The sequence below is a fragment of the Oceanobacillus sp. M60 genome (assembly GCF_053839645.1).
Genome location: NZ_JBSSNH010000006.1, coordinates 165,733 through 181,378, shown reverse-complemented (window position 1 = coordinate 181,378; position 15,646 = coordinate 165,733). Strand labels below are relative to the sequence as shown.

The 15,646-nt window shown below is 39.7% G+C and carries 17 protein-coding genes; 8 read left to right on the top strand and 9 right to left on the bottom strand.

Annotation, left to right across the window (positions count from 1 at the left end; translation table 11 throughout):
- Positions 1-39: 39 nt before the first annotated feature.
- Positions 40-1,404 (bottom strand): TrkH family potassium uptake protein, encoded by a 1,365-nt coding sequence (locus tag ACW0TQ_RS15805; protein ID WP_341173106.1) that lies wholly within the window; start codon positions 1,402-1,404, stop codon positions 40-42.
- A 187-nt stretch (positions 1,405-1,591) separates the two neighbouring features.
- Positions 1,592-1,999, bottom strand: a complete 408-nt coding sequence (locus ACW0TQ_RS15800) for a YwpF-like family protein (RefSeq protein ID WP_246528977.1) — start codon at positions 1,997-1,999, stop codon at positions 1,592-1,594.
- Between the two features lie 243 nt (positions 2,000-2,242).
- Here ACW0TQ_RS15800 and nfsA point away from each other — a divergent pair, with 243 nt between their 5' ends.
- From nfsA to ACW0TQ_RS15760, 8 genes are all read left to right on the top strand, one after another.
- The gene (gene nfsA / locus ACW0TQ_RS15795) at positions 2,243-2,977 is read left to right on the top strand and encodes an oxygen-insensitive NADPH nitroreductase (RefSeq protein WP_455725814.1); all 735 of its coding nucleotides are present in this window, start codon (positions 2,243-2,245) and stop codon (positions 2,975-2,977) included.
- Positions 2,978-3,244: 267 nt separating this feature from the next.
- On the top strand, positions 3,245-3,448 hold the full coding sequence (locus ACW0TQ_RS15790; RefSeq protein WP_042535315.1) for a DUF1657 domain-containing protein: 204 nt from the start codon (positions 3,245-3,247) through the stop codon (positions 3,446-3,448).
- Between the two features lie 86 nt (positions 3,449-3,534).
- Positions 3,535-3,981: a YhcN/YlaJ family sporulation lipoprotein gene (locus ACW0TQ_RS15785; protein ID WP_455725813.1), complete on the top strand. Its 447-nt coding sequence runs from the start codon at positions 3,535-3,537 to the stop codon at positions 3,979-3,981.
- A gap of 60 nt (positions 3,982-4,041) precedes the next feature.
- Positions 4,042-4,521: a stage V sporulation protein AC gene (spoVAC, locus tag ACW0TQ_RS15780; protein ID WP_042535319.1), complete on the top strand. Its 480-nt coding sequence runs from the start codon at positions 4,042-4,044 to the stop codon at positions 4,519-4,521.
- A complete protein-coding gene (gene spoVAD / locus ACW0TQ_RS15775) occupies positions 4,521-5,537 on the top strand; it encodes a stage V sporulation protein AD (RefSeq protein WP_042535321.1) in 1,017 nt (338 codons plus the stop codon). The genes spoVAC and spoVAD overlap by 1 nt, the downstream gene beginning before the upstream one ends.
- Positions 5,534-5,884, top strand: a complete 351-nt coding sequence (spoVAE, locus tag ACW0TQ_RS15770; RefSeq protein ID WP_042535322.1) for a stage V sporulation protein AE — start codon at positions 5,534-5,536, stop codon at positions 5,882-5,884. The genes spoVAD and spoVAE overlap by 4 nt, the downstream gene beginning before the upstream one ends.
- An 11-nt stretch (positions 5,885-5,895) precedes the next feature.
- Positions 5,896-6,099 (top strand): DUF1657 domain-containing protein, encoded by a 204-nt coding sequence (locus ACW0TQ_RS15765; RefSeq protein ID WP_042535324.1) that lies wholly within the window; start codon positions 5,896-5,898, stop codon positions 6,097-6,099.
- A gap of 12 nt (positions 6,100-6,111) precedes the next feature.
- Entirely contained in the window at positions 6,112-6,972 is an 861-nt protein-coding gene (locus ACW0TQ_RS15760; RefSeq protein WP_042535326.1) for a DUF421 domain-containing protein, read from the top strand.
- 155 nt (positions 6,973-7,127) lie between these two features.
- On the opposite strand, the gene ACW0TQ_RS15755 is transcribed toward ACW0TQ_RS15760, so the two are convergent.
- From ACW0TQ_RS15755 to icd, 7 genes are all read right to left on the bottom strand, one after another.
- Complete coding sequence (locus tag ACW0TQ_RS15755) at positions 7,128-8,108, bottom strand: quinone oxidoreductase family protein (protein ID WP_042535328.1); 981 nt, start codon at positions 8,106-8,108, stop codon at positions 7,128-7,130.
- Positions 8,089-9,045, bottom strand: a complete 957-nt coding sequence (locus ACW0TQ_RS15750) for an ArsA family ATPase (RefSeq protein ID WP_042535330.1) — start codon at positions 9,043-9,045, stop codon at positions 8,089-8,091. The genes ACW0TQ_RS15755 and ACW0TQ_RS15750 overlap by 20 nt, the downstream gene beginning before the upstream one ends.
- Before the next feature lie 48 nt (positions 9,046-9,093).
- The gene (locus ACW0TQ_RS15745) at positions 9,094-9,354 is read right to left on the bottom strand and encodes a cory-CC-star protein (RefSeq protein WP_042535332.1); all 261 of its coding nucleotides are present in this window, start codon (positions 9,352-9,354) and stop codon (positions 9,094-9,096) included.
- Between the two features lie 80 nt (positions 9,355-9,434).
- The gene (locus ACW0TQ_RS15740) at positions 9,435-11,168 is read right to left on the bottom strand and encodes a carbon starvation CstA family protein (protein ID WP_193063258.1); all 1,734 of its coding nucleotides are present in this window, start codon (positions 11,166-11,168) and stop codon (positions 9,435-9,437) included.
- A gap of 210 nt (positions 11,169-11,378) precedes the next feature.
- A complete protein-coding gene (locus ACW0TQ_RS15735; protein WP_042535334.1) occupies positions 11,379-12,791 on the bottom strand; it encodes a hypothetical protein in 1,413 nt (470 codons plus the stop codon).
- Between the two features lie 466 nt (positions 12,792-13,257).
- Complete coding sequence (mdh, locus tag ACW0TQ_RS15730; RefSeq protein WP_212928482.1) at positions 13,258-14,196, bottom strand: malate dehydrogenase; 939 nt, start codon at positions 14,194-14,196, stop codon at positions 13,258-13,260.
- A gap of 152 nt (positions 14,197-14,348) precedes the next feature.
- Complete coding sequence (icd, locus tag ACW0TQ_RS15725) at positions 14,349-15,623, bottom strand: NADP-dependent isocitrate dehydrogenase (protein ID WP_042535339.1); 1,275 nt, start codon at positions 15,621-15,623, stop codon at positions 14,349-14,351.
- Positions 15,624-15,646: the final 23 nt, after the last annotated feature.

Here is a 15,646-nt window from a genome sequence, read left to right as displayed (position 1 = left end):
TTTTATTTTACATACTAACTATTCCTTTCTTAACGCCCTTTACCCAATAATCATTCTTTCCTTCGGGTAATTAAATTTCGCTGGATCCTTTTTACGACGGAATACTAAAAGGAATGTGAGAATACCGACTCGTCCAATAAACATTAATATCATCAATATTATTTTACTGAATGTGGTTAAGTCACCTGTAACCCCCAGGGATAACCCCACTGTTCCGAAAGCAGAAGTAACTTCAAAAATAAGCGCATCTAATGAATACGGCTCTAAATAACTAAGGATAATAACAGAAGAAAATACAACCATTATTGCAAAAAAGGTTACAGTCACCGCTTTATTTAAATCTACCTCGTAGACCTCTCTGTGAAAAATTTTAACACTTCTTCCGCCGCGGATAAACGTAAATAGAAAAATCAAAACCAGCGCAAAGGTCGTTGTCCGGATTCCTCCCCCGGCACTGCTTGGAGATGCCCCGATAAACATCCATGCAGACATGAATAAATGGTTGGTATCTGATAATAAAGTTAAGTCCATTGTCGCCAATCCCCCGCTTCTTGTGGTAACAGACTGAAACAACGCATAAAAAAAGGATTCATGCCAGACAACACCTTTAAAAAATCCATTTATATCAAACAGATAAATGCCGAACGCACCAACCAAAACCAAGCTAAAAAAAGTTACAGTTGTCAGCTTCGTAAACAAACTAAAATGAAATTGTTTTTTTAATTTTCTTTTATGCAAAAGATATTCCTTTATCTCTATGATGACCGGATACCCGATAGCGCCAATGATAATAAGCACCATACTGATTATTTGAACAAAATAATCAGATTGAAAAGGAATCATGGATTGCCCCGTAATATCAAAACCACCATTTGTCACCGAACTGATAACCATGAAAAAACCTTGCAGGAATGCTTCTCCTATGGAATCATAATACCTCATAAAATAGACGCCTAATATAATGAAAAAAGCTGCTTCAACCGCCAGCAGCAAGAATATAATATTCTTGATTAGCTGTACCATGCCGTTAAAATGCGTTTGATTCTGGTCGGTCATAATCATGCTTCTTTCTTTAAAACCTATCCGTTTACCTAACACCACCCAGAGTATCGTACCAATTGCCATAATCCCTACTGCTCCAATCTGCATCATCAGAGCTAAAAAAATAATTCCCGTGGTACTTAATGAATCTGCAATGGAAATAGTACTTAATCCTGTTACACTAATCGCACTGACAGCCGTAAAAACAATATCAATAAAAGGAATATCAATACCGGGCTTATGCGAAACAGGTAAAGATAGCAATATAGTCGATAGCGCTATCGCAGCCATATAATAAATCAATAGCATTTGAAATGGAGAACGCCGGATGGGCGTCTCAAATTTTTTTCGTTCTTTATTCATTGTTTTTCCCTTCTTCTTATCATGTGAATACTGTTTGCACATGTTTAAACAGTACGCTTAAAAGGACCAGTCGGATCAGAGCACATCGTGTTGCGATGATTTCTGCGCTGCCCGCACGTCGCGGATCTTCTTGGGAGAAGCTCCTTTTCCTGACATATCATTTTTTATTGGATTTTGTGAACATCCTCTAATAGATTTCTTTGAATTTTTGAATTAACTCTTCTCCCTCATATCCATCTTCCACCAGCGCAGTTAATAGCTGCTCCACATCTTTCTTTTGTTTATCAATAATTTTCCCCATCAGCATTACATTCATTTGTTGTCCGATTTCATGCATCTCAGTCATCTTTGTTATAAATGAAGCAGGTTCATTGCTCTCTTTTGTAATGGTTGCTTGCACCATCAGTTCCTCATGTTTTTTATCCTCAAAATAATTCCAGTAATTACGATTAATAAATCCTTCAATCAACCATGTATCATAATCATCTTCCCGATTAATAATGAGACCGTCAATCAGCTCCACTTCTGTTCCTTCTAATCCTTTATCATAATCTAAAACAACCAATTTACGCAGTTTAAATGTTTTCACACACATCGCCCCTCCAGCATATGTAACTTTTGGATTTTACTGTTCTCAGCCCATCAGCTGCTGCTCATGTTATTATAAAGATTTATATTGCCTTTATAATAACATAATTTCTTTACACCATTCATTGTAAAAGAGCAAGTTTCTTGGAACCGATGTAAATCCCATGATACACTTGCTATCGAGTATTGTCTTCAAAATAAATCATTATAATAACTTATGGAACAGTATCGATGAAGAGGAGGAACCCGTATGAATCAAGTCATTGAAACATTAATGAATCATCGCTCTATTCGAAAATTTTCAGATAAACCCTTAAACAACGTTCAAATAAGAACAATTGTAGAAAGTGCACAACGCGCCTCCACCTCCAGTAATGTGATGGCCTACAGTATCATCGGTGTATCGGACCAGGACCTCAAGGAAAAACTCTATGCCATTTCGGGGCATAAGCATGTAAAGAAAAATGGTCATCTGCTTATATTTTGCGCGGATCTGCATCGTCTTGAACAACTGGATGGAATCGAACATACCGAAAATTTGGAAAGCACCGAACAATTTATAGTAGGAACGATCGACGCCGCTTTAGCTGCTCAAAATGCTGTTGTTGCTGCTGAATCATTGGGACTGGGAATCTGTTTCTTAGGAAGCCTTCGTAATGATATCCAGACCTTCAACGATGTTCTGGAATTACCGGATTATGTGGTTCCATTGTTCGGCCTGGCGATTGGCTACCCGACAGAAATACCAGATATCAAACCACGTTTGCCGTTTCCGGCAATTTATCACGAAAATCAGTATATTCCTTTTGACAAACAAAAACACTTTATTCAGGAATACGATCAGACTATGAAAGATTATTATGAATCGCGAAATTCGAATAACAAACAGGAAACATGGACAGAACAAATGAGCCAAAAATATAAAAAACCAACACGCATGGATGTAGGACCTTTTGTAAAATCAAAAAACTTAAACAAACAATAAATAAAATTTAACATTTGGATAAGCTTCCATCTGTTGCGATATATGTTAAAAACGACAGGTACCTGTCGTTTTTTTATGTTTACGTTCATTATCCTTCCAACGTCAACACGATTCCTGTTATTTACTTTCCCTCCCGTCACCTGCTTTTACACGTCTTCATTGCTTTCTGCTTTCCTGTCCATATAGGTTTTGGAAATTGTTTACAAGCATAAAATATAATTATTTCATCAAAATAATAAGTGCAAGATATGAAAAGGAGTGAGGAAGATGACAGTAGGCACACAAGTTCAACAAACTGTAGCAGGTTTAAAAAGTGCTCAGGCGAGTCTGGAGCAATTTGCTCTTCAAACAGATAATAAACAAGCAAAACAGCTATATAAAAATGCAGCACAACAAACACAGGGTATTTTAGACCAATTAGAACCGAGGATGCAACAAATTACGCAGGAAGAGCCTCAATACAAACAGTAATAAGATATGTCAGCAAATACAGGAAAACAGGGGGACTGTCTGGTCCTCCGCCCTACATATTTCGTTACAGAACAGGATGTGAATATATGCGAAATAAAAAAATGGCCCTGCTGCTCCTCTTTATTCTTTTTTTAGTCGGCTGTAATCATCAGAACGAATCTTCTTATTCAGAAAATCCAAATATAAAGCATTTATCCACCAATTCCTCTCAGGATCCCGCAACACAGGCAAAGGAATTGCTGATTAATAAAGATGATATTACCGCTGTTCATGCAGTAAATACAGATGATACATTGCTCGTTACCATCGAAGTTCCACATCATGAGCGTTTTTCGCTGCAAGATAAAACGGAAGCCTATCAAACAGAACTCGAACAGGCCTTTCCTGATTTTACAATAGAATTATCGACGGATAAAAAGATCATCCTGGAAACAGCAAAGCTGGAAGAAAAAATGGATAATCAAACATTAACAAAAGAAGAAATCAAGAAAAAAATGAAGGAAATCATCCATCTGTCCAAGGAACAGACTTGATATTTGATGACGAGCTATCTTCATTTCTTTCGTGTATTAACCTGAAAAGGAGTGCTTTCCATGGGAGATAAAAAGAAACAAAAGCTACAGCCAAATCAACAGCGCTACCAGGCTTTTCAACAAAAGCGGGAGACCAAACGGCCTGTCTTTAAAAACTGCATCAAAGCTTTTCTTATAGGCGGATTTATCTGTTTCATCGGACAGCTCATCTCTACTTTCTATATTTATCAATTTAATTTCACAGAGAAAACAGCTGGAAATCCGACAATTGCTACATTAATTTTTATTACAATGCTGTTAACCGGATTTGGGGTCTATGACCGTATTGCACAGGTTGCCGGAGCGGGATCTGCAGTGCCGGTGACAGGGTTTGGTAATGCCGTTATTTCTTCAGCAATCGAATATCGTTCTGAAGGCTTTATTCTCGGCGTGGGCAGCAATATGCTTAAACTCGCCGGCCCGGTAATTGTTTATGGTGTTTTTTCTGCATTTGTCGTAGCCATTATTAAAACCATACTTACGCAATGGGGGGGATTCTAATGCTAAAAGGACATCAATCCTGGATTTTTGAAAATCGGCCGGCTATTCTTTCTACAGGAACAATCGGTGGACCATTTGAAGCAAAGGGGAACATCCCCGAGGCATTCGATACGCTTCATGAGGATATGTGGCTCAATCAGGATTCCTGGGAAAAAGCCCAGCAAAAAATGCTGGAGGAAGCGATACAGACTACATTAAAAAAAGCCCGCATCGAAAAAGAAAATATTGAATTTTTGATTGCCGGCGACTTAATCAATCAAATGACACCGACCAGCTTTGCAGCAAGTACAAGCAGCATTCCTTTTTTGGGAGCTTTCAGCGCTTGTGCTACCTCAATGGAAAGCCTGGCACTTGCAGCTTCTATTATAAATGCAAAGGGAGCAAATTATATTCTTTGTGCTGCTTCCAGTCATAATGCAGCGACGGAAAAACAATTTCGCTATCCGACAGAATACGGCGGACAAAAACCCCCAACCTCCCAGTGGACAGTTACCGGAGCCGGCTGTGCGCTTGTTGCTCAGAACGGAACAGGACCGGCTGTTACTTCGGCGACGATTGGAAAAGTAGCTGATATGGGGATGACAGATCCATTTAATATGGGGGGCGCGATGGCTATCGCTGCTGCTGATACGATTGAAGCACATCTGCGGGACCTGCAGATAGATCCGTCTTATTATGATCTAATCATCACTGGCGACCTGGGGCATGTCGGCAGAGAGGTTTCTTTTGATTTATTGCGTGACAGAAATATTCCGATTGAATCAGAAAAATATGTGGATTGCGGGATTACAATTTACCGCGAAGACCAGCCAGTTCTTGCTGGAGGCAGTGGTGCAGCATGCTCTGCTATCGTGACATATGGCCATTATCTTCAAGAAGTCATCAAAGGGAATTTACAGCGAATTCTTGTGGTGGCAACCGGGTCTTTGCATTCAACCTTGAGCATTCAGCAGAAAGCTCCTATCCCATGTATTGCACATGCAGTGTCAATCGAAGCAAGAGGTGAACATCTATGATTTTTTTCTGGGCATTTGTAATAGGAGGACTTATCTGCGTTATCGGACAAATTATGTTTGATGTATTTAAGCTATCTCCTGCACATACATTATCTATTCTGGTTATTGCTGGAGCGATTTTGGATGGACTCGGCTGGTATGAACCGCTTATTGATTTTGCAGGAGCAGGCGCTACCGTTCCTATCACAAGCTTTGGGAACTCTTTAGTTCATGGAGCTATGCAGGAAGCGGATAAACACGGATTAATCGGTGTCGTAACTGGAATGTTTGAGGTTACAAGTGCTGGTATTTCAGCCGCCATTATATTCGGTGTCATCGGCGCCATGATATTCAAACCAAAAGGATAGGAAGATGTTTTATGACAGTAGGATCACAGGTAAAGACGTGCTACGCTACATTAAAATCCATTGAAGCAGGATTAGATTTATTATACGCCGCCTCCATGGAACAGGATTTAAAAGCCGCAATTGAAGAAGCTTCGCAGCTAATCAAAGAAACACGCCATGATATACATCAGCAGGTTATTCATATCGACAAACAAGAACCGCAATATAAGTCATAAGGAGGGAAAATCATGCCTGAATGGATATCCATTATTATTCGCTCCATTATTTTAATCACCGTCTTATTTTTCTTTGTAAAGTGGCTGGGCGCAAAGCAATTATCACAGCTCAATATATTTGAAACCATTTCGGGAATCGTACTCGGAGGAATTGCCGCCTTCCATACAGTGGATCCGTATAATAGCTTTTATTATGCATTATTAGCGATGTTTGTCTGGTTTATTGCTGCCTTCACCATTGAAAAGTTATCGTTAAAAAGCAAACGGATGCGAGATTTCACGGATGGGAAAAGTACTGTTTTTATACAAAATGGAAAAATTATGGAGGAAAACTTAAAAAAAGAAGGCTATTCTACTGATGATTTATTAGAAAAGCTTCGAAACAATAATCAATTCCTCGTTTCCGATGTTGAATTTGCCGTATTAGAGCCAACTGGGGAATTAAATGTTTTGCCTAAAAAGGAAAACCAGCCCATCACTTTAAAAGACTTAAATATCACTCCAGCACCAGCTAAAGAACCGCAAACGGTTATTGCTGACGGCAATATACTGCTGGAGCCTCTGGCTAATGCTTCCTTAAACCCGACGTGGCTGGAAGCAGAGTTAGAAAAACAAAATGTTACCATAGATAATGTGTTTCTCGGTCAAGTAGACCATCAAGGACAATTATTTCTTGATCTCTATGACGACCATATCACCGTTCCTGAGCCGGCACAATCTGCTCTGTTATTAGCCAGCATGAAAAAATGCCAAGCAGATTTAGAGCTGTTTGCTTTAGCTACTGATAACCCTGCATCCAAGGAAGTATATGACCGGAACCAAAAACGGATGCAAGAAGCGGTCAACCGGATGGAGCCCTATTTAAAATCATAAATATCGTTCTAATGCTTGCTTTTCCTTTGATCAGTGCCAATACAATATAAAGCAGAGAGACTTTTATAGCACATCAGCGCTCGTCAGTCTCTCTGCTTTTATTCTTCATCAATCTGCCGCTTCTTCCTATAGGAATTCTTTTTTAAATATCCGCTTTAAGAAATACGAATAATTACCTTTCCAAACTGTTTTCCTTCATCCAAATAACTAAGTGCTTCTACACTTTGATCCAAGGAAAAAACACGGTCAACAACAGGATGCAATTGGTATTTCTCTGCATGTGCTAACGCAGCCATAAGTTCTTCCCGGCACCCCATTGTAGAACCAATCAATTTGTATTGTCCATAGAAGAAAGCACGTAAATCAAAATCAATAACATCCTCTGTTGTCGCACCGAATGTAACAAATTTACCGCCTTTTTTCAAAATGGCTAAAGAACGTTGAAAGGTTGCTTTGCCGTTACTATCAATTACCATATCAATGGTTTCATTGCTTAATTTCTCTTCCCAATCATCTGCCGTATCTATCACGACATCCGCACCGAGCTCTCGTGCTTTTTCTCTTTTCTGTTCACTTCTTGAAGTTGTAATTACCCGGGCACCGATATTTTTTGCAAATGCAATCAAATAAGTCGCAACACCGCCGCCTGCTCCGGGAATAAATACCGTTTCTTTTTTTTCGAGTTCCCCTTTAGTAAACATTGCCCGATACGCTGTTAATGCAGCTAACGGAAAGGCTGCCGCTTCCTCCCAGCTCATATATGCCGGTTTTGGTTCTACCTGATCTTCAGAAATCACAATTTTTTCAGCAAACGTACCATGGTCTGGCATGCCTAAAATATCAAACTCTTTCGGCGGCGCCTCACTATTTCGTACCCAGCGTAAAGCCGGATTGATAATCACTTCATCGCCAACTTTTACATCGTTGACATTTTTTCCTACCTCTTCAATGATTCCCGCTCCATCTGAGCCAAGAATCAATGCTTCTTCCGTTTCTTTACGACGGTTCGGAATAGCTAAATCTCTCCGGTTAAGCCCTGCTGCTTTCAATTTTACAACAACTTCTGATCCTCCCGGACTTTGGAGCTCCATCTCTTTCATATGCAAGCTTCCATTTTCATGTACTAGTGCTCTCATCCGCTAATACCTCCTTCAAATAAGCTCCCATTTGCTTCAATTGTTTACGGTTTGTGATGTCTTCAGAAAAAAAGGGAATATACAAAATCGTTTGAGCAGAAAAGTCCACGGCGATACGTTCTAAATAGATTTTTTCATTTTGTTTCCGTTTTTCAAAAAAACCGGCGCCGGTCTCCTCTGGCAACACTTTATTGACAATAATGTAAGGAACATCTATCTGAAATTTCTCCAGGAGATGAATTGCTTTTTTGGTTTCCGATATTGGTAATTTCTCCGGATTCAAAACAAATAGAAAGGTTGTTGCCTGCTTATCCAATAGAATTTCTCTTGCCTTGGTAAACCGCTGTTTTCTTTCTTGTAATGTATCGTAAATAGGATCATCTACGGCTTGTCCATCGTTTAGCAATTGCGAATATTGTGTATTCGTTTTTTTCCTTTTATTTAATAGACCTTCAATCCAAATTCCCATTAATTCCGGAAGAGATAACAACCGAATCGTATGACCTGTTGGAGCCGTATCAAATACTAGTTTATCAAACCTGGCCCCTTCTTCCAAAATAATTGATATGAGTTTATCAAATAAGGCAGCTTCATCTGCTCCCGGCGAGGCTTTTGCTGTGTCTAATTGACGGTGTACCTCTTCCATCATCTGAACATGAACAACCCCCTGTATGTTTTCTTTAACCTTTTGAATATACGCGTCTGTTTCTTTTTCAGAATCAATTTCCAGCGCATATAGATTTTTTTCAATATAGGTGATATTTCCACCGATCTGCCGCTGAAAAATATCGCTTATATTGTGAGCTGGATCCGTTGAAATGAGTAAGGTACGATAGCCTTTTTCTGCATATCCCGTTGCCAAAGCAGCAGCCGAGCTGGATTTCCCGACGCCGCCTTTGCCTCCTACAAAAATAATCCGGTTATTATCTCCAAGCATCCTTTCTCTCCTCCTTCCAATGTATGGCCAGCATGCCCATCCAATTTTTTAACAGCAGCGAATCCCGTTAAGTGGTGATTTATCCATCCCCATTCGTAAATGCCAATCATGGAAGGATTCAATGATATACGGGTATAATTCCAACGTATAATAATAAACCGGGTTCGGTATTCCTACCATTTCAGAATATAGAAGCAGCAAGAAAAAATCATCTTCGTTTCTTAATTCTCTGGCTACTTCTGTTTTATGCGGCAAGCTTATTACTTCCTCATAATAGTGGATCAACTGTTTTAACCTGTCTGTGAACATTTTCCCGCCCTCCCGGCTATAATTTATTTATATCGAACCTCCATACATATCTTTTGAAGAAGATATGTATGGAAGCAAAATCAATCTTTATTTAACGGATCTTCTACTTTTTTCATCAGTTCTGAAAAGGAGGTCAGAGCTATCCAAATCGCAAATACAAAGATAATAGAGCCCAGAACAAACAATAGCATATTGGAACCTGTTCCCATCCACGACCATTCAAAGGCCACCTGCTGGAACATCGCAAACAAAGTCATAAAGATCAGGAATATCATCGGGATGAGCGCAACCATATAATTACTTCCTTTTCGTTTTAGCCAAATAGCAATTAAGAATAAACTAATGGCAGCCAGTAATTGATTGGCAGTGCCAAATAGTGGCCAGATGAGGTAGCCGCCTGACCCGAAACCATTTGGACCTTCAGGAATTAACACAAGTGCCGCACTGGAAAGCACAGCAACCGTTGTCGCTACATGTGTTTTCGTTAATGGCTGGATTTTATATTCAATCCCTAATTCTGCAATAATGTACCGCATCAAGCGTACCGAGGTATCTAATGTCGTCGCAGCAAAGCTGACAACGATAATCGATACGATTGTCGTTGCTATATCTGTTGGAATTCCCAGCCCCTGCGCTAATGTTGCCGCTCCTTCGATAAACGTTCCAAGACCAATGGCATTCGCTTCATTAAAAGAAGTATAGGCTTGTGAAAACGCATCGGTATTTGCAAAGAATGTCCCTACCGCAATGATGGAAACCAGGGCCAGAATGCCTTCTCCTACTGCTCCAAAGTAACCTACAAAACGCGCATCGGTTTCTTTATCCAGCTGTTTAGAAGATGTCCCTGAGGATACTAGTCCATGAAAGCCGGAAATCGCACCGCAGGCAATTGTGATAAATAGCAGCGGCAGAAAGCTTCTATCCGGACTTTCATTTACTACAGGAGCTGTCATACTTGGAGACGTGAAAAGCAATCCCAAGTAAAGAATAGCCAGTCCGACAACTAATTGATGCGAATTAATAAAATCTCTCGGTTGCAGCAATTTCCATACCGGGAGTGTAGACGCAATATATACATATACCATCAAAATAACAATCCATATCAGGAACGCCGTTGAAACAGTACCCAGTCCGAACAAACCAGTGCCATTCTCTCCTCCCATATACCTGACTAAATCAATTTGAAGGAAGCCGACCCTGCTTGCCATAATAGCCGCTGCATACATGATAACTAATGCAATAACAGAGGGAAGAAGCATTTTTATATTCCGTTTATATGCTGCATAACCAATCCAAATAGCTAACGGAATTTGTATAAAAACAGGAAATACACTTGCAGGATAACTAATAAATAAATTGGAAATAACCCATGCAAACACCGCATTTACCATCAATACGAGAATAAGAATAATGAATAAAAATAATAGCTTTGCCCTTCTCCCGACCAAGCGATCTGCAATTGTTCCAATAGAATACCCTTTATTTCGGACAGATAATGCCAATGTGCCAAAATCATGGACACCAGCTGCAAAAATGGTTCCTAAAACAACCCACAAAAAAGCCGGAAGCCAGCCCCAATAAATAGCAATTGCCGGTCCCAAGATAGGAGCAGCACCTGCTACAGATGTAAAATGATGCCCCCACAAAACAAATTTATTGGTTGGGACATAGTCCACACCATCCTTGAAACGGTGTGCCGGAGTAACATAATTCGGGTCTAATCGAAATATTTTCTCTGCAACAAACTTGGAATAATACCGATAGCCTAAAATAAATACAACAATCCCTATGAAAGCTATTAAAATTGCATTCATGTAAAACTTCCCCTCCTTTTATTTTTTGTAAGCGCTTAAATTATTTTTTATTAAAAACCTCCTTTATGGATTTTTTAACAGTTTAACATATTCAAACATATATTCACATTATATTTAAAAAATTTCAAATAATACCATTGGAAAACAGCTAAAAAATTGTATGAGCCAGAATGAACAACCCTAACCCATACAATTATATTTTCTCTTCCATTAAAATATGATTAACGCAGCAAGCGTCGCTATAAATAGTCCCAGTATGACCGGAAAAAAGTTTTTCCTGACTAGTTCCATTGCTGAAACACCACAAAATCCTGCAACAGCAATTAGGGAGGACCATGCAATTAATGCTCCTCCGCCAGTCCAAATTGCTCCAAGCTGGCCTATTGCTGCTAATGTACTTGCATCGATGGAAGCAGATTCTAAGGATGCAGCTAATGCTCCCGTTAATGGCAAGCCGGAAAAGCCAGATCCGTCCAGTCCTGTGATAATCCCTACAATTAATAAGCTAAAAGCAACAAACACCGTGCTTTCCGGAAGAAAGGCCTGGATGGATGAAATGATATCGAATAAAAAGGATGGCGCTTCTTCTACAAGTAATATTTCCCGTGAAAATTCCGCATTTCCTAAGAAGAAAAATCCTGCAATCGGGATAACTGGTCCCATTGCCTTAAAGGCAAATACAAATCCATTGGTGATATGATTCCCCACATAATCTAACGCATTTTGCTTTCCAAATACAGCCGTAGCCAATAATAATAGAATCACTGCCACTCCGCCAACGAAGGCAGCTCCTTCTCCACCGACCAAATCACTGGATCCAAAAAATTTACTGTACAGCATATATCCGACGACGGATAATAAAACAATTGGCACCAGCCAGGCAAACGCGCGACTCCACTTGTTCAAATGCTTCGAAGCTGCCTTATGGCCGGAGGAATCATAATCTTGAATTTGTTCTGCTTCTGTCTGATTTCTAGGGTCTACTTTTGAACGAATCGAATTTCTGTAAAATAAATAAGCTAATACAGAAGCAATCACACCGGTAATAATAGATAAAACCAGTGCCCGATCAGCAACTGCTGAAGTTTCTACACCCGCTGCAGCTGCAGAAAGAGCTGGTGCAACCTGAACAATATAGTCAGAGGATAAAGCCATCCCCTGGCCTGCTATTGTAATCGCAACTGCCGCTGTAATCGCCGGCAGCCCAGAACGTATCGCTGCAGGGACAAGTAAAGCACAAATAAGCGGGACAGCTGGTGTCGGCCAGAAAAATAAAGAAACCACATACGTCACAGCGATTAAAACAAAATAAGATAAATGTCCATTGACCATGACCTTCTGAATTGGCTGAATCATCAGTACATCCGCTTTCAAATCTTTTAAGGCATTTAATAGCGCAAGCATAAAAGTAATAATCAAAAAGATACTAAAAAGCTCACGTGCTGCGACTAAATTAGCGTTAAAAATAGCCATAAATCCGCTGACTATACTTCCTTTATAAAAGCAGGCAATAACAAATGTTCCTAGTAGGCTTGGAAGAACAATGCCTCTCCGGAAAATCATTGTTATTAAAATAAGCAAAGTAAAAAATCCATACAATAAATGCGGGATAGTTAAACTCATTTCATTCAGATCCTCTCCTTCATTATGTATAGTAGCCTATGCAATAATGAAGGCAGCGGGTACAAAATAATAACCAATCGAAAATGTATTTTTACTCATAATAAAAACCAAGATGATCACTTTGTCTCTAAAACTTGGTGTTCTTGCTAGAGCGGCTGTTTTCAGCTATTTTTTAAAACATTCTTATTCATTAACTCAACTTTCTCACCTAAGAATAAGCAAATTTATCTTGCTATTCCAAGATGAACATGTTCTCCATTAGCATGCTTGCTGGTTACATATCCGGCCTTTTTGGAATTGGTGATGGTGCTTTACACTTCACCTTCTATTCTTTGTCAAGGGTATTTTCGAAGGAACGATCAACTCCTATTTCTATGGAAATGAAGCTACTTTTTAATGTGCAAAAGTTGAGTCATTAATAAAAGCGCAATGGTCTATTTTTAAACCATTGCGCTTTTATTAAAATTCATTCCAGAATGTCAATTACTTTCTTTACAGATTCTGCAGATTTATCTAATTGCTGCTTCTCTTCCTCTGTTAAATCCAGCTCAATCACTTCTTCAATCCCTTTGCCGCCAAGAACAGTCGGTACACCTAAGTAAATACCATCATAGCCGTATTCCCCTTCTAAATAAGCAATGGATGGTAATATCCGGCGCTGATCCTTTAGTATTGCTTCTGCCATTACGGTTAAAGAAGCAGCCGGCGCATAGTAAGCACTTCCATTTCCTAACAGATTTACAATTTCACCGCCGCCAGTCCGGGTTCTTTGTACAATCTCTTGTAACCGTTCTTTCGAAATCAGCTTTTCAAGCGGGATGCCGCCTGCGTAAGAATAACGGATAAGCGGGACCATGTCATCACCGTGTCCGCCTAAAACAAAACCGGTAATATCTTTCACGGAAATATTCAATTCTTCCGCTACAAAGGCTCTAAAACGGGCTGTGTCCAACACCCCGGATTGTCCGATAACACGTTCTTTTGGAAGCCCGGAAGCTTTATACACACTGTAAGTCATCGCATCTACCGGATTGGTCAGCACAATAATCGTTGCATCGGCTGAATACCTAACAATTTCCTTTGTAATCGTATTCATTATTTTGGCATTTGTATTGACCAGATCATCTCTGGACATTCCCGGTTTCCGTGCAATTCCTGCAGTGATGATAACTAAGTCAGAATCCTTTGTTTCCGCATAATCAGACGTGCCCGTCACTTTCGCATCAAAACCTTGAACCGGTGCTGCTTCTGCCATATCCAGCGCTTTTCCCTTTGTCGGATTCTCCATATCAGGAATATCAACAAGAACAACATCCCCTAATTCCTTTTGTGCAACCATTAATGCCGTGGTCGCTCCTGTAAAGCCAGAACCGATAACGGAAATTTTTTTTCGTGCAGAACTCATTTTACATACCTCCCCTAGTCGTTTTTAAATAACATACATTTAAAGAAAATGCTTGCAGCACCGATACCTCTCGTCACCACAAACATTTTCTTTTGTTTAGGTCAGGTCAGTTATACTGACCTTCCTATATTTACACTTTTTTATTTTGGTGCTTATGCTTCCATGTTCTTGATCAGTTCATCAGCAAACTCAGAGCATTTCACTTCAGTTGCGCCATCCATTAAACGTGCAAAGTCATAAGTTACAACTTTAGAACCAATTGTTTTATCCATTGATTTTGTAATCAAATCAGCTGCTTCTCTCCACTCTAAATGCTCAAGCATTAATACAGCAGATAAAATAACAGAAGATGGATTTACTTTATCTAGTCCTGCGTATTTTGGTGCAGTACCATGCGTTGCTTCAAAAATAGCATGTCCAGTATCATAGTTGATGTTTGCTCCTGGTGCAATCCCGATACCGCCTACCTGTGCAGCAAGTGCATCAGAAATGTAGTCACCGTTTAAGTTCATTGTTGCAACAACATCAAACTCTTTTGGACGAGTAAGGATTTGTTGTAAGAAGATATCTGCAATCGAATCTTTTACTAGAAGTTTACCGGCAGCTAATGCATCTTCTTCTGCTTTATTTGCTGCTTCTTTGCCTTCTGCTTCTACAATGCGGTCATATTCAGCCCAAGTGAACACTTTATCACCGAATTCCTGTTCAGCAACTTCATAACCCCAGTTTTTGAAAGCTCCTTCAGTAAATTTCATAATGTTACCTTTATGTACTAAAGTAACATTTTTGCGTCCTTCGGTTAATGCATAGTTAATTGCCGCACGGACAATACGTTTTGTTCCTTCTTCCGATACTGGTTTCACACCGATACCTGAAGTTTCAGGGAAACGTACATTTTTTACGTCCATTTCATTTTTCAGGAAGTCAAGCACTTTCTTCACATCGTCAGTGCCTTCCTGCCACTCAATACCAGCATAAATATCTTCTGTATTTTCACGGAAAATAACCATGTCTACATCTTCCGGACGTTTTACTGGAGATGGAACGCCTTCAAAATAACGTACTGGACGCAGGCAGGTAAATAAATCTAATTCCTGACGCAAAGCAACGTTAAGGGAGCGAATCCCGCCGCCGATTGGTGTAGTTAAAGGTCCTTTGATTGCAATTTTATATTCATTGATTTTATCTAACGTATCCTGCGGCAGCCATTCACCTGTTTTATCAAATGCTTTTTGGCCGGCATATACTTCTAACCAATCAATTCCTTTTTCTCCATTATAAGCTTTTTCAACAGACGCTTCGATTACTCGGCGAGCAGCAGCCCAAATGTCTGGACCAGTTCCGTCCCCTTCAATAAATGGAATAATTGGTTTGTTTGGTACGTTCATTTCGCCATTTTCTACTACAATTTTTTCACCTTGTGTCATAGATAAAACCTCCTATTAATGAT